General features: G+C 42.2%; 18 protein-coding genes. 15 read left to right on the forward strand and 3 right to left on the reverse strand.

Going from position 1 to position 24,298, the window contains the following annotated elements:
• Positions 1-181: 181 nt before the first annotated feature.
• Positions 182-523, reverse strand: coding sequence for a hypothetical protein (locus tag LLW17_RS11805; protein ID WP_228230474.1), 342 nt, complete (start codon positions 521-523; stop codon positions 182-184).
• Between the two features lie 84 nt (positions 524-607).
• Positions 608-1,438 (reverse strand): universal stress protein, encoded by an 831-nt coding sequence (locus LLW17_RS11810; RefSeq protein WP_228230476.1) that lies wholly within the window; start codon positions 1,436-1,438, stop codon positions 608-610.
• 171 nt (positions 1,439-1,609) lie between these two features.
• Here LLW17_RS11810 and rimP point away from each other — a divergent pair, with 171 nt between their 5' ends.
• The 3 genes from rimP to infB are packed head-to-tail and all read left to right on the forward strand — an operon-like array spanning position 1,610 to position 6,122.
• Positions 1,610-2,074 (forward strand): ribosome assembly cofactor RimP, encoded by a 465-nt coding sequence (rimP, locus tag LLW17_RS11815; RefSeq protein ID WP_228230478.1) that lies wholly within the window; start codon positions 1,610-1,612, stop codon positions 2,072-2,074.
• A gap of 9 nt (positions 2,075-2,083) precedes the next feature.
• Positions 2,084-3,313, forward strand: coding sequence for a transcription termination factor NusA (gene nusA / locus LLW17_RS11820; protein WP_228230480.1), 1,230 nt, complete (start codon positions 2,084-2,086; stop codon positions 3,311-3,313).
• 55 nt (positions 3,314-3,368) lie between these two features.
• Positions 3,369-6,122 (forward strand): translation initiation factor IF-2, encoded by a 2,754-nt coding sequence (infB, locus tag LLW17_RS11825; protein ID WP_228230481.1) that lies wholly within the window; start codon positions 3,369-3,371, stop codon positions 6,120-6,122.
• 416 nt (positions 6,123-6,538) lie between these two features.
• On the opposite strand, the gene LLW17_RS11830 is transcribed toward infB, so the two are convergent.
• Positions 6,539-6,925, reverse strand: a complete 387-nt coding sequence (locus LLW17_RS11830) for an SPOR domain-containing protein (RefSeq protein WP_228230483.1) — start codon at positions 6,923-6,925, stop codon at positions 6,539-6,541.
• A 219-nt stretch (positions 6,926-7,144) separates the two neighbouring features.
• Here LLW17_RS11830 and LLW17_RS11835 point away from each other — a divergent pair, with 219 nt between their 5' ends.
• The 12 genes from LLW17_RS11835 (at position 7,145) to LLW17_RS11890 (ending at position 24,134) form a co-directional block, all read left to right on the forward strand.
• Positions 7,145-8,497 carry a c-type cytochrome gene (locus tag LLW17_RS11835; protein WP_228230485.1) on the forward strand — a complete coding sequence of 451 codons (1,353 nt, stop codon included), beginning with the start codon at positions 7,145-7,147 and terminating at the stop codon, positions 8,495-8,497.
• 57 nt (positions 8,498-8,554) lie between these two features.
• Complete coding sequence (locus LLW17_RS11840; protein ID WP_228230486.1) at positions 8,555-11,647, forward strand: TAT-variant-translocated molybdopterin oxidoreductase; 3,093 nt, start codon at positions 8,555-8,557, stop codon at positions 11,645-11,647.
• 33 nt (positions 11,648-11,680) lie between these two features.
• Complete coding sequence (locus LLW17_RS11845) at positions 11,681-13,471, forward strand: helix-hairpin-helix domain-containing protein (protein ID WP_228230487.1); 1,791 nt, start codon at positions 11,681-11,683, stop codon at positions 13,469-13,471.
• 2 nt (positions 13,472-13,473) lie between these two features.
• Positions 13,474-14,013 carry a DUF3341 domain-containing protein gene (locus tag LLW17_RS11850; RefSeq protein ID WP_228230488.1) on the forward strand — a complete coding sequence of 180 codons (540 nt, stop codon included), beginning with the start codon at positions 13,474-13,476 and terminating at the stop codon, positions 14,011-14,013.
• A 3-nt stretch (positions 14,014-14,016) separates the two neighbouring features.
• Positions 14,017-14,688 carry a c-type cytochrome gene (locus LLW17_RS11855; RefSeq protein WP_228230490.1) on the forward strand — a complete coding sequence of 224 codons (672 nt, stop codon included), beginning with the start codon at positions 14,017-14,019 and terminating at the stop codon, positions 14,686-14,688.
• A gap of 21 nt (positions 14,689-14,709) precedes the next feature.
• The gene (locus LLW17_RS11860; protein ID WP_228230491.1) at positions 14,710-16,113 is read left to right on the forward strand and encodes a quinol:cytochrome C oxidoreductase; all 1,404 of its coding nucleotides are present in this window, start codon (positions 14,710-14,712) and stop codon (positions 16,111-16,113) included.
• 27 nt (positions 16,114-16,140) lie between these two features.
• Positions 16,141-17,208, forward strand: coding sequence for a cytochrome c oxidase subunit II (locus LLW17_RS11865; RefSeq protein WP_228230493.1), 1,068 nt, complete (start codon positions 16,141-16,143; stop codon positions 17,206-17,208).
• Between the two features lie 31 nt (positions 17,209-17,239).
• Complete coding sequence (locus tag LLW17_RS11870) at positions 17,240-19,069, forward strand: cytochrome c oxidase subunit I (RefSeq protein WP_228230494.1); 1,830 nt, start codon at positions 17,240-17,242, stop codon at positions 19,067-19,069.
• A gap of 133 nt (positions 19,070-19,202) precedes the next feature.
• Entirely contained in the window at positions 19,203-20,225 is a 1,023-nt protein-coding gene (ruvB, locus tag LLW17_RS11875) for a Holliday junction branch migration DNA helicase RuvB (protein WP_228230495.1), read from the forward strand.
• A 22-nt stretch (positions 20,226-20,247) separates the two neighbouring features.
• Complete coding sequence (locus LLW17_RS11880) at positions 20,248-21,567, forward strand: cytochrome P450 (protein ID WP_228230497.1); 1,320 nt, start codon at positions 20,248-20,250, stop codon at positions 21,565-21,567.
• A gap of 1 nt (position 21,568) precedes the next feature.
• The gene (queG, locus tag LLW17_RS11885) at positions 21,569-22,495 is read left to right on the forward strand and encodes a tRNA epoxyqueuosine(34) reductase QueG (RefSeq protein WP_228230500.1); all 927 of its coding nucleotides are present in this window, start codon (positions 21,569-21,571) and stop codon (positions 22,493-22,495) included.
• Positions 22,496-22,652: 157 nt separating this feature from the next.
• Complete coding sequence (locus LLW17_RS11890; protein WP_228230501.1) at positions 22,653-24,134, forward strand: MFS transporter; 1,482 nt, start codon at positions 22,653-22,655, stop codon at positions 24,132-24,134.
• Positions 24,135-24,298 lie beyond the last annotated feature (164 nt).

Genomic DNA, 24,298 nt, shown 5'->3' on the forward strand with positions numbered 1-24,298 from the left:
AAATGGGTAATCAATAATTCTGGTAATAAAATCTTAAGTAAATCTATATATGCGTCCAATGCCTCCTGTTTAGAAAACAAAAATCAAACTATTCATTCAATTCACACACAACTTTTGAGAATGATCCCTTTTTTAATTAAGGACAAAAACGCACCTCTCGAAAATTTTAAATCATTCGCGACTATTCGGCTGAAGAAGTCCTGTTCAATACAAAATACTGCATCATACCGGTGTAAAATGCTCTTCCCTTAGTGTCGTTTTTAATACAGCTTTGCAGAAATTGCGGCATTTGAGCTTGCGGGATTTTAAAAATAAAGGAAGCCGTTTTTTTGATAGACAGCATAGGCCAAATCTTTATTTTATAACCGGCATCTATTTTTTTAATAGTAACGCGGGAAGCTTTAAAAAACTTTTTCAATATAGCCCGTTGAATAGAGCTTCCGGCTTCAGATTCACTGAGCACTGCATCGTGTTTGAGCAGTTCGTAAAGAGGTTCTAAAGTAGTTTGATCTTCTGTGTTCATAGCTTTCGGTATTGAGTTTGAAAACTATTTAAAATTTCAAATCATTTTTGATAATAATATGTTATTTAGATATTTATTAACGAATTAGATTTTGAAGGTAAGTACCGGCCTTTTGGCGTGATTAACCAGGTCTTCACTTAATGATCCGTTTAAAAAATGGGCCAGTCCTTTACGCCCATGAGTGCCAATCCCAATGAGATCTGCTTTTTCTTGCTTGGCATAGTTAAGAATGCCGCGCTCCACGTTTAAGTCGTTGTAGATTTCCAGATTATCAAGAGGCAGGTTGAGCTTAGATTTAAGATGGGTGTGCCGTTTTTGCAATTCTTCGGTAGTCTTAAAATGTTCGGGAGTATTGATAAAAACAAATTTTAAACGGGCATCAAAAAATCTGGAAAAAGCAACTGCCTGAAGCATGGCCTGCTTCGTGTCGTTTTCCAGATCTGTGGCAAAAACAAAGCGTTCGACCTGAAAGTTTAGATGTTGTTTTTTGATTACAAAAACCGGCACTTCCACATTGCGTACAATTTTTTCGGTATTAGAACCAATGAAGAGTTCTTCGAGACCGCTCGAACCATGCGAGCCCATCACGACAACATCTATCTGGTGTTCCCTGATGTATTCTTCAATACCTTCCTGGACGCTGTTAAACTTTACGCTTTCGCTGACCTGAAGGCCTTCGCTAAGTGCGCCGCAGGCTGCTCTAAACTGCGTGAAATTTTGCTGGGCCAGTTTGAGAAAATAGAGTGCTTCCGGCAAATCGGGATTCTTGCGGCTGTCAAAAATAGAATAGGGCAATTCGACCAAATGGATGAGGTGTATGGCAGCCATATGGCGTTTTGCGATCTGGCAGGCTACTTCAAAAGCATATTTTGCCTGATCTGAAAAGTCGGTAGGTACGAGGATTTTTGTGATCATAACAGACTGGTTTAAAATGGCATAGTGAAGTTGCGTGGCTGTATTAAAGTTAAGCATTTAATAGTGAGGAGCTTCTATTTTATATGTTGATAAATATTATTATATTTGCACTGTTGAATTAAGAAACTAATCTGAGGGGACACTTAAAAGTCCCCTCTTTTTATAGGGCCAATGTTGAAGGAACGTGTTAAAGAGCTTCTTGACGAAGCATTCGAAGAGTATACCTCACTGTTTTTAATAGATTTTAGTGTAAAAGGCGCTAATGAAATCAGCGTTATAATTGACGGTGATGAAGGTGTTACCGTGCAGGATTGCGTAAACGTGAGTCGCAAGGTTGAGCACAATTTAGACAGGGAGTCTGAAGATTTTTCTCTGGAGGTTGCCTCTGCAGGTGCTACCGAACCTTTGGTAAATATGCGCCAGTATAAGAAAAATATAGGTCGTGATCTTGAAGTCAAGCTTAAAGACGGTTCAAAATTAACCGGTACTCTTGATGCTGTTACCGATGCGGGTATTCTGCTCTCCTGGAAAGAACGGGTGCCTAAAGAGGTAGGTAAAGGAAAAACGACGGTAGAGAAAAATGAGGAAATCGCCTATGACGCGATAAATCAGGCAAAAGTTAAGATCAAATTTTAAGAATATAGAATGGAAAATATTGCGTTAATCGAATCATTTTCAGAGTTTAAAGACGATAAACTCATAGATAGAGTAATGCTTATGGCAATACTCGAAGAAGTTTTTAGAAGTACCTTAAAAAAACGTTTCGGTAGCGATGATAATTTTGATATCATCATCAACCCGGATAAAGGTGATTTAGAAATATGGCGTAATCGTGTGGTGGTCGCTGATGGCGAGGTAGAAGATGAGAATTCTGAAATTAGTCTTAGTGAAGCCCGCAGAATCGAGCCTGACTTTGAGGTTGGAGAAGATGTTTCTGAAGAGGTGAAGCTTATCGATTTGGGAAGACGCTCCATTCTGGCTTTGCGTCAAAACCTGATCAGTAAAATACACGAGCACGATAATACTAATATTTACAAGCAGTTTAAAGAGCTTGAAGGAGAGTTGTATAATGCAGAGGTGCACCATATACGACATCGTGCAATTATCCTGCTTGATGATGAGGGCAACGAGATTATCATGCCTAAAGACAAGCAAATCCCTTCAGATTTTTTCCGCAAGGGCGAAAACGTAAGGGGTATTATTGAAAGCGTAGAGCTTAAAGGAAATAAACCGGCAATAATTATGTCGCGTACCTCACCGCTTTTCCTTGAAAAATTATTTGAATCTGAAATTCCCGAAGTTTTTGATGGTCTTATCACGGTTAAAAAAGTCGTGCGAATTCCGGGAGAGAAAGCCAAAGTGGCTGTAGATTCTTACGATGACCGTATAGATCCGGTGGGTGCCTGTGTGGGGATGAAAGGTTCTCGTATTCACGGTATCGTACGTGAGTTGGGTAATGAGAATATCGATGTGATCAATTATACCAATAACCTGCAATTGTACATCACCCGAGCACTAAGTCCTGCAAAAATCACGTCAATCAAGATAGATGACGAGAATAAAACCGCTGAAGTTATGCTTAAGCCCGAAGAGGTGTCTAAGGCTATAGGTCGTGGCGGTCATAACATCAGACTTGCCGGGCAGTTAACGGGTTACGAGATCGATGTGTTTAGAGAAGGTGTTGAGGAAGATGTTGAGCTTACCGAATTCTCTGATGAAATCGAGGATTGGGTGATTGCCGAATTTTCAAAAATAGGTTTAGACACCGCAAAAAGTATTTTAGAACAAGACGTAGAAGATCTGGTTAGAAGAACAGACCTGGAAGAAGAAACCGTACTTGATGTGATGCGTATTCTTCGAGAAGAGTTTGAATAATAATAGGAGAATACAGGTTTTTTTAGGTTAATTTTATAGCGAATTAAAGCAATTTATGGCAGAAGTAAAGAACATGAGATTAAACAAGGTATTGCGTGAACTTAATATTTCACTCGACCGTGCCGTTGATTTCCTAAAGGAAAAAGGTTACGATGTTGAGGCGCGCCCTACTACTAAAATCTCTGCCGAAGTATACGAGGTATTATCAGATCAGTTTCAGACTGATGCTAATAAAAAAGTAGCATCAAAAGAAGCTGCTCAGGAGAAACAAAAGGAGAAGGAAGCTATAAGACAGGCTCGCGAAGAGGAAATCGAGGAGAAGCGACAGGATCGCGCACCCGAGAAAGAAGTGATTCGCGCTAAAACTAACCTTCAGGGTCCTAAACAGGTAGGTAAGATCGATCTGGATCGTGCCGGTAAGCCTAAAGAGAAAGAGGCTCCAAAGGAAGAGAAGATCGAAGAAAAACCGGTTGAAGAGGTTAAACCCGAGGTTAAGCCTAAGGTTGAAGAGCCCGTGGCTAAGAAAGAAGAGCCCGCTAAGCCTGTTGAAGAGAAGAAAGAACCGGTTAAGGTCGAAAAACCTGCACTGGCGCCACCTAAGCCTGTTGAAGAGAAAACCAAGAAAGAGGCTCCAAAACTCGGGGATGATGTGGTCAAAACCGACTATAAGAAGTTAGAGGGACCTAATTTCACCGGTGAGAAAATAGATCTTTCGCAGTTTAAAAAACCGGAAAAGAAAAAGAAACCTACTACCAGTAATGATGATCGCAAGCGTAAACGCAAGCGTATCAGCAAAACTCCGGGGGCAAATCCTAATGCAGCAGCGGGCAACAACCGCGGTCGTAGTAACAACAATCAGCGTGGCGGAAGCCGAAGAGGCGCTCAGGTTGTTAAGGAAGAGCCTACAGAAGAAGAAGTGCAAAAACAAATACGGGAAACCCTTGAAAAACTTCAGGGTAAATCCAATAAAGGAAAAGGAGCGAAATACCGTAGAGATAAGCGTGATCAGCATCGTCAAAAGAACGAGGATGAGATGGCGCAGCAGGAAGCAGAAAACAAAGTATTGAAAGTGACGGAGTTTGTTACCGTTAGCGAAGTCGCTACGATGATGGATGTTTCGGTTACTCAAATCATTTCTGCCTGTATGTCTTTAGGTATGATGGTAACGATGAATCAGCGTCTGGACGCAGAAACTCTTTCTATTGTAGCCGATGAATTTGGTTATGAGGTTGAGTTTGTGAATGCAGACATTGAAGAGTCTATAGCTGTGCAAGTTGATGCTCCCGAAGATCTTAAGCCGCGTGCTCCTATCGTAACCGTTATGGGTCACGTTGATCACGGTAAAACATCTTTGCTCGATTATATTCGTGAAGAGAATGTAATTGCCGGCGAAAGCGGGGGTATTACCCAGCACATTGGTGCTTATGGTGTAACCCTTAAGAATGGTCAGAAAATAGCATTTTTGGATACTCCGGGTCACGAAGCCTTTACGGCGATGCGTGCACGGGGTGCTCAGGTTACTGATATTGCAATTATCGTGGTTGCGGCAGACGACGATGTGATGCCGCAGACCAAAGAGGCGATTTCGCACGCTCAGGCGGCAGGAGTTCCTATAATATTTGCGATTAACAAGGTAGATAAGCCCACGGCCAATCCTGAAAAAATCAAAGAGCAACTGGCTGGTATGAATCTGCTTGTTGAAGACTGGGGAGGTAAGATACAATCGCACGATATTTCTGCCAAAACCGGGCAGGGTGTAGAAGAGCTGCTGGAAAAAGTATTGCTTGAAGCTGAAATATTAGAACTTAAGGCAAACCCGGATAGACGTGCAAACGGTACCGTTGTAGAGGCCTTTTTAGATCGCGGACGTGGTTATGTTTCTACTGTTCTCGTTCAATCAGGTACTTTAAAAATAGGTGATTATGTACTAGCCGGTACCAATAGTGGTAAGATTAAGGCTATGCACGATGAGCGCGGTAAGGAGGTTAAAGAGGCCGGTCCTGCAACTCCGGTTTCAATCCTGGGATTGGATGGCGCGCCACAGGCAGGTGATAAGTTTAATGTGATGGAAGATGAGCGTGAAGCTAAAGACATCGCAAACAAACGTACGCAGCTGCAGCGGGAACAATCGGTACGTACTCAGAAACATATTACGCTTGATGAAATAGGTAGACGTATCGCTCTTGGAGACTTTAAGGAGCTTAATATTATTCTTAAAGGTGACGTGGATGGTTCGGTTGAAGCCTTAACAGATAGTTTTGGTAAGCTCTCTACTGAAGAGATTGTTGTAAACATCATTCATAAAGGAGTAGGTGCAATTACTGAAAGTGACGTGTTGCTGGCATCGGCTTCAGATGCGATCATTATAGGCTTTAATGTGAGACCTGCCGGTAATGCCAGACAGGTAGCGGATAAGGAAGAAATCGACATCCGTACCTATTCTATTATTTACGATGCGATTAATGATCTTAAGGATGCCATGGAAGGTATGTTGTCGCCGGTGATGAAAGAGGAAATAACAGGTACTGCTGAAATACGGGAGACCTTTAAAATCTCTAAAATCGGTACCATTGCCGGATGTATGGTTACTTCCGGTAAAATATACCGCAACTCGGGCGTGCGTTTAATACGCGACGGAGTGGTGGTTTATACCGGAGAGTTGGCTTCATTGAAGCGCTTTAAAGATGATGTCAAAGAAGTAAGTAAAGGTTACGACTGTGGTATGCAGATCAAGAATTACAATGACATCCGCGAAGGAGATATTGTTGAAGCTTACCAGGAAGTAGCTGTTAAGAAGAAGCTGAAATAAGAAATAACATTTTAAGTTTTAAAAAGAGGTTGCCCCAGGCAGCCTCTTTTTTTTGTGGCTCGGAGAATAGTCTATTCGTTGGTTTTTCCAGAATCCAATGGCTTGAGGAAGATTCAATCCGTTTTGGTTAGGTATAGGCTGAAGGATGCCCGGCGATATGTATTTACAGTGTAGCCATCGTGCTGCCTTCTTGGCCTACAAAAACTGTTGTAAAGTGTGGGTGCAGTGTGGGTTCACTGTGGCTTCAGTGTGGGTTCATTTGGGTTTTGACAAGAGTCTTCCGGGAGTCTTAAATGGCTTTTTTCAGGGGTGGAAGATCGACGGTTCTATCATCAGATGATCCTGTGATATCTCAAGGTATTGCATAAAAAAAGGCGATCCTAAGAGCGCCTTTCTTTGAGAATGTCATGATGTTATTACCTCTCAGGTTTCATAACAAAAGCATTTGGAAAGGTTTTTTGAATTTGTAATAGGGCACGGTCAGCCTCAAGTCGGTTTCTGAAATTGCCTATCCATACCTTATAATTGGGGCTTTCGTAAACGATACTCGGCTCCCAGTTACCGTATTTAGAGCGATAACGCGATTGTATGCTGTTGGCTTCGGTAATTGAACCGTAAAAAAGCTGAATTTTATAGCGATTGTTAAGCTCATTATTGCTGGCCATTTTTGATTTGATGCTGAGCAATTCGCTGATTCTATTATCCTGATTTATAGAGACACTTCCGCTTTGCGCAAAGGAAGTCGCTTGAATGAGCATTCCAAAAAAACCTAAAAAAGTGAGCTTCAGTAAAGTATTTTTCATTGCTAAAATTGTTTTTGTAAAAGTAAAAGTAATAACTCAAATGCGTATAGATTTATTATTTAGAACAGATATAAATTAGTTCTTAACGCTTTGCTAACACTTCAAAATTCCACTTCTAAGTCTTACTTTTGCGATCAAATTTGTCGGCATTGTTTTTAGTTTTTAAAAGCATTAAACACTTAGATAGATGCCGCGCTAAGATGACAATTCTATCATACTATGAAACAGGGTAAAAACCTTAATTCAGCTTCTCGATTTTCTTTAATCACTCTGGCTTTATTGCTTTCATTCTCATCTTTTCTGTTTGCTCAGGAGGATACGACTGCAACTGCTGATACAGCCGGAGCGGCAGAATCTGAAACCTCACCTGCGGCTCAGGGAGGTGATGCTGCGGCCGGTAAGGCATTGTTTAATGCAAATTGTGCGGCTTGTCACAAATTGTACGACAGGGCTACGGGTCCTGCATTGTATAATGTGACTGAGCGTCGTGACCGCGAATGGTTGTATCGTTGGATAAAAAATAATAAGGAATTGCGTGACTCAGGTGATGCTGAAGCAATTGCTATTTACAATGAGTACAATCAAACCGCTATGAACGCCTTTCCGCAACTTAGTAATGCGGACATAGATGATATTCTTGCCTATACCAATACTCCCAAGCCAGAACCTGTAGCTCCTGCTGAACAAGCTGGAGGCGGAGGTGGTTCCGGGGGTGGTGTTTCAAGCACGGTAATTCTGGGTATTCTTGCGATTGTGTTGGTGATGCTGGTTGCTGTATTGTTTCTTGTGAATAATACATTGCGAAAGTTTGCTGTTGCGCAGGGTGTTGAACTTCCGGTTAAAGAATCACGCAAGCCAATCTGGAAAGCCTTTGTTGAAAATCAGTTTTTAGTATTGGTTTCTGTAATCGTATTGCTTTTAGGTGGTGCATATTTCGCTTACGGCTGGATGATGCAGATAGGGGTTGATCAGGGTTACGAGCCTATTCAGCCTATACACTATTCACACCGAATTCATGCCGGTGAGAACCAGATCGAATGTAAATACTGTCACTCTTCTGCACGTACGAGCAAGCACTCAGGAATTCCTTCTTTGAATGTGTGTATGAACTGTCACAAGAGTATTTCTGAAGTTGCTGATGCCACCAGTGAGTATAGCTCAGTTACTGAAGATTATTCTAAAGAATTTTACGATAAGGAGATCCAGAAGTTATATAAAGCAGTAGGTTGGGATCAAACCACGCAATCTTATACCGGGGAGACTCAGGCTGTAGAATGGGTGCGCATTCACAATCTTCCTGACTTTGCATACTTCAATCACTCGCAGCACGTAAGTGTAGCTGATATTCAGTGTCAAACCTGTCACGGTCCTGTTGAGGAGATGGAGATTATGTATCAGTATGCTCCGCTTACCATGGGCTGGTGTATTAACTGTCACCGTGAGACTAACGTTAAGATGGATGGTAACCCATACTACGAAAAGATTCACGAAGAGCTTTCTAAGAAGTACGGTGTAGAAGAGTTGACAGCTGCTCAAATGGGTGGTCTGGAGTGTGGTAAATGCCACTATTAATAGATAAAGAATACGTGTAGTCTGACTCGCGTTCCAAAATAAATAACAATAGATTTTATGTCATCAAACAAGAAATACTGGAAAAGTGTTGAAGAGCTAAATGAAAACAGCTCTATTGTTGAGGCGCTTAAGCATAATGAGTTTCCGCATGAGATTCCTACTGATGAATTTCTGGGAAACAAAGATACTTTGGATTCTTCCTCAACTACGCGTCGTGATTTCTTAAAATACGTTGGTTTTTCTACTGCCGCAGCTTCGCTTGCGGCCTGTGAGGGGCCTGTGGTGAAGTCCATTCCTTATGTGGTAGCTCCAGAACGCATTACCGTTGGTAAGGCAGATTATTATGCCACTGTGATGGCAGATGGTTTTGATTTTGCGAGCGTGCTGGTTAAAACCAGAGAGGGTAGACCTATCAAAATTGAAAATAACAAGATGGCCTCTGTTTTAGGAGGTAATAATGCTCGTGTTCATGCTTCAGTACTTTCTATGTACGACACCAAGCGTTTGCAAGGGCCAAAGATTGATGGCAGTTCGGTGAGCTGGTCGGAGTTTGATCAAAAACTCGGTCAGAAGCTTAATGGCTTGGGAGGTAAAAGCATTGTATTGCTTACCCAGACTTTTGCCAGTCCGTCAACAACAAAATTGATAGCTGATTTTTCGGCTGCCTATCCTAATGTGAAGCATGTGACTTATGATTCAATAGGAGAAAATGCCGCACTTGATGCCTTTGAGAGTAAATACGGAATGCGTGCATTACCTGATTACGATTTTTCTGAAGCAGAAGTTATCGTTTCGGTTGGTGCTGATTTGCTGGGTGACTGGCAAGGTGGTGGGTTTGGACCTACTTACGCAAAAAGCCGTGTTCCCAAGAATGGGAAAATGTCCCGCCACGTTCAGTTTGAGGCCAACATGACTTTGTCTGGTGGGAATGCTGATAAGCGTGTGCTGGCTACTCCATCAGAGCAAAAGAAAATCGTTGCGGCTATCCAGAGTTTGATTTCCGGTGGAAGTGCTAATACAGGTCTTTCTCCCGAACTTGACGCTGCTGTAAAGAGTGCTGCAAAACAACTTCGCAATGCAGGAAGCAAAGGTGTGTTTATCACCGGTGTTGATGATGCCAATGCTCAGATGGTTGCTTTGTCGGTAAATGAAGCTTTAGGTAGTACTATTATTGATACGGCTGCTCCAAAAATGACCCGTCAGGGAAATGCACAGGCAGTAAGCCAGTTAGTTTCCGATATGAATTCGGGTGCTGTGGGTGCACTGTTTGTGGTAGGTGTGAATCCGGCATACAGCCTTCCTAATGTAAACGAATTTAAATCAGGTCTTGATAAGGTAGAAGTGCGTGTTTCTTTCAATATGAAAGAAGATGAGACCGGGTTGCTTTGTAACTATTTAGCTCCAACTCCTCATTATTTGGAGTCCTGGGGTGATGTTGAAATGAAAAAAGGTTACGTATGCTTGATGCAGCCTACGATTAAGCCTTTGTTTGATACGAGACAGTTTCAGGAATCACTTTTGAAGTGGACCAACAACGATATGTCTTATTATGATTACCTGAAGACTAACTGGACTAATGCTGAAAAGAGTTTTAATCAGGCGCTTCAGGATGGTGTAGCTTCAGGTGTTATGACTCCTGCGGCAGAAACTGCTGAAGTTACTGAAGAGAGTATCACTTCTAATGGAGCGATTACGCTTTCAAGTGCACTTGCGGCTTTGGTTCAGGAGGGAGAATCTGCAGGTAATGGTTTTGAGCTTACGTTATATTCCAGTACCGGTTTAGGTAATGGTGAGCAGGCAAACAACCCCTGGTTGCAGGAATTCCCTGATCCAATCACCAGAACTTCCTGGGATAACTATCTGACGATGTCTAAGAAAGACGCAGATCGTTTAGGTATTGAAAATGAAATTACTTCTAAAGGCGCACTTAACGGTAGCTACGTTACAGTTACACTTGGTGATGTTACTTTAGAAAACGTACCGGTATTTATTCAGCCCGGTCAGGCTCCGGGATCTGTAGGTCTTGCTCTGGGATACGGTAAGAAAGCTGCGGTTCAGGAAGAGATGCAGGTGGGTGTTAATGCCTATCCGCTTTATAAAGACTTTAAGTCTACCCAAACCGTTCAAATTAAGAAAACCGGTGGATGGCATGAGTTTGCCTGTGTTCAGATGCAGAACACTATGGCTGGTCGTGCAGATGATATTATTAAAGAAACCACGCTTGAGATCTTCAATACTAAAGATGCCAGTGAGTGGAACCACGTAGGTCACGTAGATTACAATCACTCTGAGATTTCAGTTCGTGATAAGAATGCCGATATCTGGGAATCGTTTGATGATACCTTTGGTCCGCATTTCAATCTTTCTATAGATCTTAACGCCTGTACCGGTTGCGGAGCTTGTGTGATTGCGTGTCACGCCGAAAATAACGTTCCGGTTGTAGGTAAGCAGGAAGTTAGAAACTTTAGAGATATGCACTGGTTGCGTATTGACCGTTATTACTCTTCTGAAGATACTTTTGCAGAAGAAACCAAAACACTGGAAGAGCTTCCTGCTATGGATAGCTATTCGGTTGTTGAGATCCAATCTTATGACAATCCGGAGGTTGCATTCCAGCCGGTGATGTGTCAGCACTGTAACCACGCTCCCTGTGAGACGGTGTGTCCGGTGGCGGCGATTGGTCACGGTAGGCAGGGTCAAAACCAGATGACGTATAACCGTTGTGTGGGTACCCGTTACTGTGCAAACAACTGTCCTTATAAAGTGCGTCGTTTCAACTGGTTCCTGTATAGTGAGAATGATGAGTTTGATTATAACATGAACAACGATCTTGGTCGTATGGTTCTAAATCCTGATGTTACAGTGCGTTCACGTGGGGTTATGGAAAAATGTTCTATGTGTATTCAGATGACTCAGAAAACAATTCTTGATGCCAAGCGCGAAGGACGCGTCATTGAAGACGGTGAGTTTGCAACAGCTTGTAGCAATGCCTGTGATATGGGTGCGATTAAGTTTGGTGATGTAAACATCCCGGACTCTGAAATTGTAGCTCTTAAAAACGATAAACGCAAGTATTATTTACTGGAAGATATAGGTGTTAAGCCTAATGTATTCTACCACGTAAAAGTTAAGAATACTGCTGAAGCCTAATCTAGTTTAAAATATAAATATCAATATATTAATATGTCGTCACACTACGAAGCACCCATAAGAGAGCCTTTGATTCTTGGAGAGAAATCTTACCACGACATTAGCGTGGATGTAGGTGCTCCTATCTTAGGGAAGGCCAATAAATCTTGGTGGATTGTATTTTCTATAGCGCTTGTTGCATTCCTATGGGGCTTGGGCTGTATTGTATATACCGTTTCTACCGGTATTGGAGTTTGGGGTCTCAATAAAACCATTGGTTGGGCCTGGGATATCACCAACTTCGTTTGGTGGGTAGGTATTGGTCACGCCGGTACTCTTATCTCTGCGGTATTACTTTTATTCCGTCAAAAATGGCGTATGGCTATCAACCGCTCTGCGGAGGCGATGACTATATTTGCTGTTGTTCAGGCCGGTTTGTTCCCAATTATTCACATGGGTCGTCCTTGGTTGGCGTATTGGGTACTTCCTATTCCGAACCAGTTTGGTTCACTTTGGGTAAACTTCAACTCACCACTACTTTGGGACGTGTTTGCGATCTCTACGTACCTATCGGTTTCGTTAGTATTCTGGTGGACGGGTCTTCTGCCTGACTTTGCGATGATCAGAGACCGTACTAAGAGTCCGTTTCAGCAAAAAATATACGGTATCCTAAGTTTTGGATGGAGTGGTCGCGCTAAAGACTGGCAGCGATTTGAAGAAGTTTCGCTGGTGCTTGCAGGTCTTGCAACTCCACTGGTACTTTCGGTACACACGATTGTATCTTTTGACTTTGCAACTTCTGTAGTTCCCGGATGGCACAGTACTATTTTCCCTCCGTATTTTGTGGCGGGTGCAATTTTCTCCGGTTTTGCGATGGTGCAGACGCTGCTTTTGGTAATGCGAAAGGTTGTTAGCCTGGAGAATTACATCACCATTGTTCATATTGAATTTATGAATAAGGTAATTTTGCTTACCGGTGGTATCGTAACGGTAGCATACCTTACCGAATACTTCATCGGTTGGTATTCAGGAGTTCCTTATGAAAACTATACCTATCTGTCTTTTGGTGCTGCAACAGGACCATACTGGTGGGCATTCTGGGCACTTATTATATGTAACCTGATTGTGCCACTAACCCTTTGGGTTAAGAAGTGGAGACGTAATATCCTTTGGACATTCATCGTTGCTCTTGTGATCAATATCGGGATGTGGTTTGAGCGTTTTGATATTATTGTAATCTGTTTGAGTAAAGACCGTTTGGCTTCTAGCTGGTCTATGTTCTCGCCAACTTTTGTAGATATTGGGGTATTTGTAGGTACAATTGGATTCTTCTTTGTATTATTCCTATTGTATGCACGTACATTCCCGGTTATTGCACAGGCTGAAGTTAAGAGTATTCTTAAATCATCAGGTGCACGTTACAAGCGTATCCGGGAGTCAGGTAAAGACCTTGCCGGTACTGCAACAGATAAACGTACTTCTACTTATGCGGAGCGTCCTGCATCATTAAGTGTAGCTTCAAATGCAGGTGCGACACATCATCAGTCAACTGTAAATGCAGATGTACTGGTAGATACCGAAGCTAAAAAGGCAGAAATTGATATGATGCTTGCGCGTATTGGTACGTATGATCCTGCGACCCAAACTCCAGATGATCTTACGAAGATAAGTGGAGTAGGGCCGGTGTTGGAGCAAAAACTGCATCAACTGGGGATTTATACCTATGATCAGGTTAGTAAAATGACAAAAGAAGAATACGATTTGTTAGATGAAATTATCGATGCATTCCCGGGTAGGGCAGAGCGCGATGATTGGGCAGGTCAGGCACAAAAACTTAAAAACTAATTATGGCATCAGGAAACGTTCTACATGTGCTTTATAATGATGATGACGTCCTTATGAAAGCAGTAAAGGAAATACGTGCAAAAAAGTATCGAATCACCGAGGCTTACACACCATTTCCTGTTCACGGTCTCGATAAAGCGATGGGCTTGCCTCATACGCGCCTTGCAATATGCTCTTTTATCTATGGTCTTATAGGTTTAAGTGTGGCTACTTTAATGATGAATTTTATTATGATTGAAGACTGGCCAAGAAACATAGGTGGTAAACCCAGTTTCTCTTATTTGCAAAATATGCCGGCTTTTGTGCCTATTATGTTTGAGTTGACCGTATTTTTTGCAGCTCACCTTATGGTGATAACCTTTTATCTAAGAAGCAAAATATGGCCATTTAAAAAAGCCGAAAACCCGGATCCTCGTACAACTGATGATCATTTTCTGCTTGAAGTAGATGCCGCAGGTCACGATATCGATTCGTTGTCGAAGTTTCTTTACGAGACGGGAGCATCAGAAATAAGTCTAATTCATAACGAAGAACACGCTTAACAAATGAAAAATAGTATCAAAATAGTATCTTCATTAGTCATGCTGGTTTTGATAGTTTCTTGTCAGGACAAAGACTACAGAAACTATGAATACATGCCAAACATGTATGAGGAAGTAAGTTATGAGGCTTATGGAAAGTATGACGTATTTCCTAATCAAATGGAAGCTATGCAGCCGGTGGAAGGAAGTGTGTCTCGTGGTTGGATGCCTTATGAATATGAAAACAGTACCGAAGGTTATGCAGCAGCTAAGGCAAATCTTACCAATCCGGTTCCGTATACTGAAGATAATTTAAACGAGGGTAAAGGGCTTTATACCATTTATTGCGCTATTTGCCACGGTGATAAAGGTGATGGTAAGGGTACACTTGCCGAGCGCGAAAAAATTCTGGGTATACCTGCTTATAACGATCAGGGTAGAGCCATTACAGAAGGTAGCGTGTACCATGTGATGTATTATGGTCTGAATACTATGGGATCTTATGCGACACAGACTACCGAGCGTGAATTGTGGTTGATAAATCACTACGTTATGGACCTTAAGGATGCATTAGACGGTAAGCCTAAGCGTGCCTTTGAAGGTGAGACTGCTGCCGAAGAGGAAACTCTGGTAGAACAGGAAGAAATGACTGAAGAAGGACAGGTGATGTCTGAAGAAGCACAAACTGAAGAATAATAAAGGCAGGATATTTCAATTATGTACAAGTTTTCTAGTAAATTAAGACTTTTCGCCATAGTTTGTATGGTACTGGGTTTAATAGGATTAGTATTTGGATTCTTATCTGTTCCCGGAACAGTTGAAGAAGCTAACGAAATTCTTGCAGCACAGGAAGCTCATCACAGTGGAGGTGAGGCGCATCACGAAGATGGCGCAGCCCACCACGAAGAAGGAGCTGAACATCATGAAGAAGCTAACTTTGTTGACGAAGTTAAGGGAGAGCCTGGCTATTCTGAAAGAGCAATGGCCGGTGATAAAGATATGGGCCATGCTGCACACGAGGATGGCGAGCACATGGAGCACGTATTGCACCAAATGCAAACCAAACCCTGGTCGGCTACTTTTATTGCAGCTTTCTTTTTTATGATGATTGCTTTGGGAACCCTGGTTTTCTATGCAATTCAAAATGCAGCACAGGCGGGATGGTCTCCATTACTGTTTCGGGTTATGGAGGGTATAACCGCCTATTTACTTCCAGGTTCAGTTATCGTTTTACTGGTCGTTATTTTTGCAGGTGAGCATTTCTATCCCTGGATGAATCACGAACTCGTTGCTGAAGATGAAATTCTTCAGGGCAAATCGGGTTACCTTAATTTCCCATTTTGGTTAATTCGTGGAATCATTTATGTTGCAGGATGGAATCTGTACCGTTATTTCGCAGTGAAGAACTCCAGAGATCTGGACACTGCTGAAGGTCTTCAGCCCTATAAGAATATTTTTAAATATTCTATTTACTTCCTGGCATTCTTTATTGTAACCGAGTCTACAATGGCCTGGGACTGGTTCATGTCTATGACGCCACACTGGTACAGTACTCTTTTTGCGTGGTATATCTTTGCAAGCATCATTGTATCTGCAGTAACCGTTATCGCTATCGTAACTGTTTCATTAAAAGCGATTGGTCAACTTGAGTTTGTTAACGACAGTCACCTGCACGATCTTGCTAAGTTTATGTTTGGTTTCAGTGTTTTCTGGACCTACCTTTGGTTTGGTCAGTTTATGCTGATCTGGTATGCAAATATTCCGGAAGAGGTTACTTATTTCATTCTAAGAATTCAGGAGTATAATCCAATATTCTTTGGTATGCTTATACTTAACTTTGTATTCCCAATTTTAATATTGATGAATAGTGACTTTAAACGTGTATCCTGGTTTGTAGTTATCGCAGGTATCATTATCCTGGTAGGACACTATATAGATATATTCTTACTGGTAATGCCGTCTACAGTAGGGCCTTATGGTTCTTTTGGAATCACCGAGCTGGCAGCACTGCTTTTCTTTCTGGGTCTTTTTATATTCACCGTTGGAATGGGGCTGTCTAAGGTGTCATTACGACCTAAGAATAACCCGTTCCTGGTAGAAAGCGAACATTTTCACTATTAATAGCAACGAAACAGAAAAAACACACCAATGACCGTTTTTTTAGTACTTATTGTAATCGCACTCTTTGCCGTGGCAATCTGGCAAATGAGTAAAATATATGCACTCTCTAAAGGGAACTCACAAGGGGATAACGGAGAAGTAGCTAATGGGAAAGATAACCGTATCAACGCCAAATTAATGGTGATGTTTATGGTTTTCCTATACTTCCTGATGTTCTATTGTTTCTGGCATTATTCTAAATTTTATTTGCCTGAAGCTTCATCTGCACACGGGAGTAAGTATGATAACCTGATGTTTATTTCTATTGCTTTGATCATGGTTGTTCAGGTGATCACGCAGTTTTTACTTCACTTCTTTTCTTATAAATACAAAGGAGAAAAAGGTAAGCGTGCATTATTCTATGCAGATAACGATAAGCTTGAGTTTATCTGGACGATCATTCCTGTTATCGTATTGGCTGGTCTTATTATCTATGGCCTTTTCACCTGGTCTGATATTATGAACTTTGAGGAAGATGAAGATGCTCTGGTAGTTGAGCTGTATGCACAGCGTTTTAACTGGAAAGCCCGTTATGCCGGAGATGATAATATTTTAGGAGATGCCAACGTGCGCTTTATCGAAGGAATAAATCAGTTAGGTATTGACCCTAGTGATACAGACGGTAGTGATGATGTGGTGACTACAGAATTGCATTTGCCTGTTGGAAGACAGGTTGTTTTCAAGCTGCGTTCTCAGGACGTGCTGCATTCTGCCTATATGCCTCATTTTAGAGCTCAAATGAACGTGGTTCCGGGTATGATTACCCAGTTCTCATTTACCCCAACTGTTACGACAGAAGAGATCAGAGAAACAGATTATATGCAGGAAAAAATGCGTACCATTCAACAAATACGCAATGAAAAAAGCAAGGTACTAGTGGCCAAAGGCGAACCTGCACTTGATTCTTACGACGAATTTGATTATTATTTGCTATGTAATAAAATTTGCGGATCGAGTCATTATAATATGCAGATGAAAATTATTGTGGAAACTCAGGAAGAATATGATGAGTGGATTAAAGGTCAGAAGACCTTTGCACAAAGTATGACCGAGTAAAAAAAAATTGAGATTTAAAAGAAAATAAATTATGTCAGTAGATGCTACAGCTTTAGACCATCATGCCCACGACGATCACGGGCATCATGATCATCACCAGACGTTTATAAGCAAATATATTTTTAGTACAGATCACAAGATGATCTCAAAGCAGTACCTGATTACAGGTTTGCTTATGGGTGTTATTGGTATCGCCATGTCTATCTTGTTTCGAATTCAGCTCGCCTGGCCTGAACAAAGTTTTACCATATTTGAGATATTTCTGGGTAAATGGGCTCCGGAAGGGGTTATGGATCCAAGTATCTATTTGTCACTGGTAACGATACATGGTACCATTATGGTGTTCTTTGTATTGACTGCTGGATTAAGCGGTACGTTTAGTAACCTGTTAATTCCACTTCAGATTGGTGCACGCGATATGGCCTCAGGTTTCTTAAACATGGTGTCATACTGGTTGTTTTTCCTGTCGTCAGTAATTATGGTTTCATCTCTTTTTGTAGAGGCGGGGCCGGCAGCAGCAGGTTGGACGATTTATCCTCCGCTTAGTGCATTGCCAAATTCGATATCTGCATCCGGTGCGGGTATGACGCTTTGGTTGGTGTCTATGGCAATCTTTATCGCTTCATCTCTATTAGGTTCACTAAACTATATTGTTACAGTGATCAATATGAGAACTAAAGGGATGTCTATGACCAGACTTCCGCTCACCATCTGGGCATTCTTTGTGACTGCTATTATTGGTGTGGTTTCTTTTCCTGTTCTTTTATCTGCGGCTTTATTGCTTATTATGGATAGAAGTTTTGGTACCTCATTCTTCCTTTCTGATATTTATATTGGTGGAGAGGTATTACACAACCAGGGAGGTTCTCCGGTACTTTTTGAGCACTTATTCTGGTTCCTGGGTCACCCGGAGGTATATATCGTATTGCTTCCGGCATTGGGTATTTCTTCTGAGGTTATTGCGACCAATGCGAGAAAGCCGATTTTCGGTTACCGTGCTATGATCGCTTCTATCCTGGCAATCGCATTCCTTTCGACCATCGTTTGGGGTCACCACATGTTTGTGTCGGGTATGAACCCATTCCTTGGATCGGTATTTACATTTACCACACTGCTGATCGCTATACCTTCAGCGGTAAAAGCCTTTAACTATATTACTACCCTATGGAAAGGTAATCTGCAGTTTAACCCTGCAATGCTTTTCTCCATCGGTCTAGTTTCTACCTTTATAACAGGTGGTCTTACCGGTATTATTTTGGGTGATAGCACGCTGGATATTAACGTACACGACACCTATTTCGTTGTGGCTCACTTCCACCTGGTAATGGGTATCTCGGCATTGTACGGCCTTTTTGCCGGGGTTTATCACTGGTTTCCTAAAATGTTTGAAGGGCGTATGCTTAACAAGAATTTGGGTTATGTACACTTCTGGGTTACCGCTATAGGTTCGTATGCGGTATTCTTCCCTATGCACTTTATAGGTATGGCCGGTTTGCCACGTAGATATTATTCAAACACGGCATTCCCGTATTTTGATGATTTAGCTGATGTAAATACGATGATTACTGTCGCGGCTATCATTACTGCCGCAGTTCAGTTGGTATTCTTATATAACTTTATTTCTTCTATTTTCTACGGAAAAAGAGGTCCTAAGAACCCCTGGAAGTCTAATACTTTAGAATGGACAACCGAGCTTAAGCACATCCACGGAAACTGGGAAGGTGAGATTCCTCACGTTTACCGCTGGTCTTATGACTACAGTAAGTTGAATGAAGATGAAACGGATTATGTAATTCCGGGTCAGGATTATATCCCTCAAAACATCCCGTTACAACCGGGAGAGGAAGAAATGAATCACTAAAAAATCTTAGAATAATAAAAAACCCGCATCAAGCGGGTTTTTTAGTTTTAGCAGGCTTTGATGCGAATGCTAAATTTTAGTCTGCATCTGCCGGCTGCTATTATTAGCATCTGCTATTTCTTATATTTACGTTATGAATGAAAATTTAGATGCAAGCGGGGAAGCCTTTACACCCGAAGAGTTTGACGTAGAGCGTGCTCTGAGGCCGCTAAGCTTCAGTGATTTTGCCGGACAGGAACAGGTACTTGAGAATCTGGAGATTTTTGTTCAGGCTGCAAACCGCAGAGGAGAGGCCTTAGACCATACCCTTTTTCACGGTCCTCCGGGATTGGGAAAGACAACTCTTGCCAACATTCTGGCAAATGAACTCCAGGTAAACATAAAGGTCACCAGTGGTCCTGTTTTAGACAAGCCGGGAGATTTGGCTGGATTGTTGACTAATCTGGAAGAGCGGGATGTGTTATTTATTGATGAAATTCATAGACTAAGTCCAGTTGTGGAGGAATATCTCTATTCGGCCATGGAGGATTATAAGATTGATATCATGATCGAAAGCGGCCCCAATGCGCGTACCGTTCAAATTAATCTCAATCCGTTTACCCTTATTGGCGCTACCACCCGTTCAGGTCTGCTCACCGCACCTATGCGTGCACGTTTTGGAATATCTTCCCGTCTGGAGTATTACAATACCGAATTGCTGACGACCATTGTGCAACGTAGTGCAGAGATTCTTAAAGTACCCATAAGTTTAGAAGCTGCGATCGAGATTGCAGGCAGAAGCCGGGGGACTCCGCGTATTGCCAATGCGCTGCTGCGCAGGGTGCGTGATTTCGCCCAAATAAAGGGTAACGGGAGCATTGATATTGCCATTGCGCGTTTTGGTCTTAAAGCCCTCAATGTAGATGCACACGGTCTTGATGAGATGGATAATAAAATACTGGCGACTATTATTGATAAATTTAAGGGTGGCCCTGTAGGAATTACAACTTTGGCAACTGCCGTTTCAGAAAGTGCAGAGACCATCGAAGAGGTATATGAACCTTTTTTAATACAGCAGGGTTTTATTATTCGTACCCCAAGAGGTCGGGAGGTTACCGAAGCTGCTTACAGGCATTTAAAACGAGTTAAGGGTCCGGTTCAGGGAGGTCTTTTCTAAATTTTTTAGTTAATCCATTTCTATGGCAGATTTTCCGATAGTGCCCGTGCATAAGTTCTTAAGGTCGGCCTTTAAGATACTGAAGAACCCCTTGCCTTTTCATAAAAAAAACTTCAGGGAAAAAGGAGATACGTTTTGGCTGAAATTAGGTTTCGGTAAGAGTGTGGTTTTTTCGCGTAATGCCGCATTTGCCCAATACGTGCTTCAAAAAAATCAGAAAAACTACACCAAGTCACCCATACAAACGCAGGATCTTGCAAAATACGTAGGCAAGGGCTTACTCACGGCAGAAGGTCAGCATTGGGCAACTCAGCGAAAGCTTATTCAACCCGCTTTTCATAAAAAGCATTTGGCACAACTCATCGCTAAAATGCAGGAGGTTATTGAAACCGAACTCGATAAAATAAAAACCGATCAGCCTTTTGATGTCTTTCCGGTTTACAATGATCTGGCTTTTCAGACGGTGGTACAGGCTTTGTTTAGCGGAGCCGCAGATCAGAAAGTCATTAACAGGCTGCAGCAAATAACCGAAGAAGCTCAGGCTATGCTGGTGAAAGAGTTGCGTCAGCCCTATTTAGGTTGGTGGTTTAAAATCTCCGGTAAACTGCAGGATAATATTCAAAAAACCCGTGAGGCCCGTAAATTGCTGGAGCAGTTGGTCGAAGAGCGCCAGGCTTTAGGAGTGCGGCAGGACGATCTGCTCGATATGTTACTCGATGCCCGTTATGAGGACGATACTGCAATGAGTAAAGATCAGCTCGTAGATGAGATATTTATTCTGTTTGTTGCCGGGCATGAGACTACTTCAAATGCACTGACGTTTATAACGCAGCTGCTCGGGCTGCATCCCGAAGTGCAACAGCGCGTTTACGAGGAAGCCAAAGCCTGTGAGCACGAAGATTTGGGCCTTCAGTTAAGAAGCCTCACGTACACCAATCTGGTTATAAACGAATCTATGCGGTTATATCCGCCGGCTTATTTTATAGACCGAATCGCGCTGCAGGAAGATTCGTTTGATAATTACAGGATAAAGGCCGGCACCAGTCTGCTTTTTTCCATTTATGAGATACACAGGCATCCGGATTTTTGGGAGGAACCTGAAAAATTCAATCCCTTGCGGTTTGAAGACGAGCGCCTGCTTAAATATTCACCCTATTTTCTTCCTTTTGGAGCCGGTCCGCGTATGTGTATTGGCAATAATTTTGCGATGTACGAAATGATTTTGGCAGTTGCAGCTCTGGTGAAGCGGTATGAGATCATTTCAGACGGAAGGCCTATAGAAATTAAACCACTCATAACCCTTAAGCCTCAAAACGCTTCGCTTACCTTCAGAAACCGTTAACGTGAACACTAAAACTACAAACACACAGTTTATAAAAGCCGAAGCAAAACGTCTGGGCTTTATGTCGTGTGGAGTGTCCAGGGCAGGCTTTCTAGAAGACGAGGCCCCGCGACTCGAAGACTGGCTTTCTAAAAACCGGCACGGCGAAATGGGATATATGGAAAACCATTTTGATAAACGTCTGGATCCAACTCTGCTGGTGCCCGGTGCGAAAAGCGTGGTTTCTCTATTGTTTAATTACTTTCCTGAAGCGCAGCAGCGGAAGGATAGCTTTAAGATTTCAAAATACGCTTACGGTACTGATTACCATTTTGTGATTAAAGACAGGCTGAAAGAATTGCTTTTCAATATTCAGGAAAAAATAGGTAAGGTAGAAGGGCGGGCCTTTGTCGATTCGGCACCTGTTCTTGATAAAGCCTGGGCGGCCCGAAGCGGTTTGGGTTGGATTGGTAAAAACAGCAATCTCCTTACGAAGCAGGCAGGTTCTTTTTATTTTATAGCCGAATTGATTATTGATCTGGATTTGGATTACGATACGCCGGTAACTGACCATTGCGGTTCCTGTACGGCCTGTATTGATGCCTGCCCCACTCAGGCCATTGTTGATCCGTATGTGGTAGATGGCAGCAAATGCATCAGTTATTTTACCATCGAACTAAAAAACGAAATCCCCGCCTATGCGCAGGATAAGATGGAAGACTGGATGTTTGGCTGTGATATCTGCCAGGATGTATGCCCCTGGAATCGCTTCTCCAAACCCCATAACGAGCCTCTTTTTGAACCCCGGCCTGAGATTCTTAACTATTCAAAGTCAGAATGGAAAGAACTCACGCAGGAAGTTTTTTCATCTGTTTTCAGGAAATCACCGGTAAAGCGCACCAGGTACGAGGGTCTGATGCGCAACATTGCTGCGCTTTCTCAAAAATAACGACTCAATTCTTACCGTTAATTTCTAAATATGCTGTTAATATTTTAAGCTATTCGTGTATATTGTCAAACGTTTTTCAAGATTCAATCATCTACAACGTTTTAATTTTTTGATTTGCAAGATTTAGTCAAACCGAAACAATACGCTATCAAATAGTATGAATAAGATTATAAGTGCCATTCGCAAGCCTAACCTTTCCTTCTGGCAGATATGGAATATGAATGTAGGATTCTTCGGAATTCAATTTAGTTTTGGTTTACAGCAAACCGCTATAAATCCTATTTTCTCTTTTCTAGGGGCAGATCACGCCGAATTACCCTTGTTAAATCTTGCAGGGCCCGTAACGGGATTAATTATTCAGCCTATAATTGGTGCTATATCAGATAAAACCTGGTTGCCCAAATGGGGAGGTCGACGCAAGCCCTTCTTTTTAATCGGTGCGATTCTGGGAAGTTTGTGTTTGCTGGCTTTTCCCTATAGTTCTGAGCTTTGGTTTGCCGTAGGTTTATTGTGGATTCTTGACGTGGGTAACAATACGGCGATGGAGCCTTACCGCGCGTTTGTAGGGGATAAGCTCAATGATGATCAGATTACTTTTGGCTACCAGATGCAAAGCTTGTTTGTGGGAGCCGGGATTACGATTGCAAATTTCTCCCTTTTCTTATTTCAGGACTGGTTTGGGGCACCCGCCGAAGAAGGTGCTGCTCTTTGTTCGAGCGCTACCGAGACGATCTCAAGTATTCCCACCTGGGTGTATTATTCCTTCTTTCTGGGAGCCTTTAGCTCTATTGCTACTGTGCTTTGGTCGGTTTGGAAAACCCCCGAAATTCCCCCTACTGATGAAGATTTGGCCGAATTAAAACGGGAAAAGGCAGAGTCAACCTTTGCTTCGCGTTTGTTTGAACCCATTATCGAAATTGCCGGTGCCATTGGTAAGATGCCAACAATGCTTAAGAAGTTGGCCGCGGTTTACTTTTTTCAATGGTATGCCCTGTTTGTTTATTGGCAGTTTATCACGCCGATGTTGCGCAGCAGTATGTACGGTTTATCGCAGGAAGACAATACGCGTTTTGAGGGCATTATGGAAGCCTGCAGAAGCGGTGGTGTGATCGGGACCGGGGATACCGCATTTGCTCAAAATTTTCAGCAGGTGTCTGAACAGGCATTGGCGCAAACGGGATTGATGAACGGTACCTATAACTTTGTGACGATGATTGTGGCTCTGGCTCTGGTGCCATTCGCCAAAAAGTATGGTTCGCGCAATGTGTATGTGATTAGTTTAGTGCTTACCGGGGTAGCCATGCTGAGCATGCCGTATATCAAAAATGAATACGCATTACTGGTCCCGATGATCCTTTTCGGTATCGGTTGGGCAGCTATGATGGGTATTCCCTATTCTATGGTTTCAAAAGTTATTCCTGAAGAAAAACGTGGGGTATATATGGGCATCGTTAATATGATGATTGTGATTCCTATGCTTATACAAACGGTAACTTTTGGTCCTATTATTAAAAATCTGCTCAACGACAATGCAGTGAATGCGATTTTATTTGGCGGCGTATTCTTTATTATCGCCGCATTATTGGCTCTTCGTCTTAAAAAGAGCTATTCTTCAGATAAAATTTACATACCAGAATAAACGCAGTATACGTTTGTTTTATAAATGAAGTCAAAAGCTAAATATGCCCGTATTGAGGAGATTTAGCTTTTGCTTTTTATTTTTGGCAGTGTCCCGGGTAAAATTAGCAGGGATAAAGCTAAGAATTTACTAGCCTGAACTAATAATAGCCCTATTTTTGTAGC

Source organism: Leeuwenhoekiella parthenopeia, from assembly GCF_020782115.1.
In the GTDB taxonomy this organism is placed as follows: domain Bacteria; phylum Bacteroidota; class Bacteroidia; order Flavobacteriales; family Flavobacteriaceae; genus Leeuwenhoekiella; species Leeuwenhoekiella parthenopeia.

Coding starts and splice junctions, on each gene's coding strand:
- LLW17_RS11805 (WP_228230474.1), bottom strand. CDS start 523: ATGAACACAGAAGATCAAACTACTTTAGAACCTCTTTACGAACTGCTC.
- LLW17_RS11810 (WP_228230476.1), bottom strand. CDS start 1,438: ATGATCACAAAAATCCTCGTACCTACCGACTTTTCAGATCAGGCAAAA.
- rimP (WP_228230478.1), top strand. CDS start 1,610: ATGTTGAAGGAACGTGTTAAAGAGCTTCTTGACGAAGCATTCGAAGAG.
- nusA (WP_228230480.1), top strand. CDS start 2,084: ATGGAAAATATTGCGTTAATCGAATCATTTTCAGAGTTTAAAGACGAT.
- infB (WP_228230481.1), top strand. CDS start 3,369: ATGGCAGAAGTAAAGAACATGAGATTAAACAAGGTATTGCGTGAACTT.
- LLW17_RS11830 (WP_228230483.1), bottom strand. CDS start 6,925: ATGAAAAATACTTTACTGAAGCTCACTTTTTTAGGTTTTTTTGGAATG.
- LLW17_RS11835 (WP_228230485.1), top strand. CDS start 7,145: ATGAAACAGGGTAAAAACCTTAATTCAGCTTCTCGATTTTCTTTAATC.
- LLW17_RS11840 (WP_228230486.1), top strand. CDS start 8,555: ATGTCATCAAACAAGAAATACTGGAAAAGTGTTGAAGAGCTAAATGAA.
- LLW17_RS11845 (WP_228230487.1), top strand. CDS start 11,681: ATGTCGTCACACTACGAAGCACCCATAAGAGAGCCTTTGATTCTTGGA.
- LLW17_RS11850 (WP_228230488.1), top strand. CDS start 13,474: ATGGCATCAGGAAACGTTCTACATGTGCTTTATAATGATGATGACGTC.
- LLW17_RS11855 (WP_228230490.1), top strand. CDS start 14,017: ATGAAAAATAGTATCAAAATAGTATCTTCATTAGTCATGCTGGTTTTG.
- LLW17_RS11860 (WP_228230491.1), top strand. CDS start 14,710: ATGTACAAGTTTTCTAGTAAATTAAGACTTTTCGCCATAGTTTGTATG.
- LLW17_RS11865 (WP_228230493.1), top strand. CDS start 16,141: ATGACCGTTTTTTTAGTACTTATTGTAATCGCACTCTTTGCCGTGGCA.
- LLW17_RS11870 (WP_228230494.1), top strand. CDS start 17,240: ATGTCAGTAGATGCTACAGCTTTAGACCATCATGCCCACGACGATCAC.
- ruvB (WP_228230495.1), top strand. CDS start 19,203: ATGAATGAAAATTTAGATGCAAGCGGGGAAGCCTTTACACCCGAAGAG.
- LLW17_RS11880 (WP_228230497.1), top strand. CDS start 20,248: ATGGCAGATTTTCCGATAGTGCCCGTGCATAAGTTCTTAAGGTCGGCC.
- LLW17_RS11890 (WP_228230501.1), top strand. CDS start 22,653: ATGAATAAGATTATAAGTGCCATTCGCAAGCCTAACCTTTCCTTCTGG.